Origin of the sequence: Actinotalea sp. C106 (genome assembly GCF_023630195.1) — a bacterium.
Taxonomy (GTDB): Bacteria; Actinomycetota; Actinomycetes; order Actinomycetales; family Cellulomonadaceae; genus Actinotalea.
In genome coordinates, this window is the sequence record NZ_JALPKN010000658.1 from 1 (window position 1) to 510 (window position 510).

Genomic DNA, 510 nt, shown 5'->3' on the forward strand with positions numbered 1-510 from the left:
TGGCCTCCGACTTGGCCGCTGCCCGCACAGCGAGATACGCGGCCCTCGAGGAGCGCGCCCGCGCCCACGGCGCCGTCGCGGTGCTCCTCGGCCACACCCGCGACGACCAGGCCGAGACGGTCCTCCTCGCCCTGGCCCGCGGGTCCGGCGCGCGCTCCCTCGCCGGGATGCCTGCGCGCCGAGGCGTGCTGCGCCGTCCGATGCTCGACCTGGGACGCGAGGCCACCGAGCGGGCCTGCGCCGCTCAGGGGCTCGTGGTCTGGGAGGACCCGACCAACCAGGCCGGCCCGGGTGCCCCACGGCGCAGCGAGGTGCGTCACCGGGTGCTCCCGCTCCTGGAGGAGGTGCTCGGCCCGGGGGTCACCGAGGCCCTGGCCCGCACCGCCGACCAGCTCCGCGAGGACGCCGACCACCTCGACGCCGGGGCCCACGCACTGCTCGACGAGGCCCGCGCGGGCGTGGCAGGCCTGGACCCGGAGGTGCTCCTGCGGGCTCCGGCCGCCCTGCGAC

Annotated in this window: 1 protein-coding gene; it reads left to right on the forward strand. The window is 78.6% G+C overall.

Annotation, left to right across the window (positions count from 1 at the left end):
• Positions 1 to 11 precede the first annotated feature (11 nt).
• Positions 12 to 510: ATP-binding protein (locus L0B03_RS19045; RefSeq protein WP_308200120.1), on the forward strand; the 499-nt coding region annotated here is incomplete at its 3' end.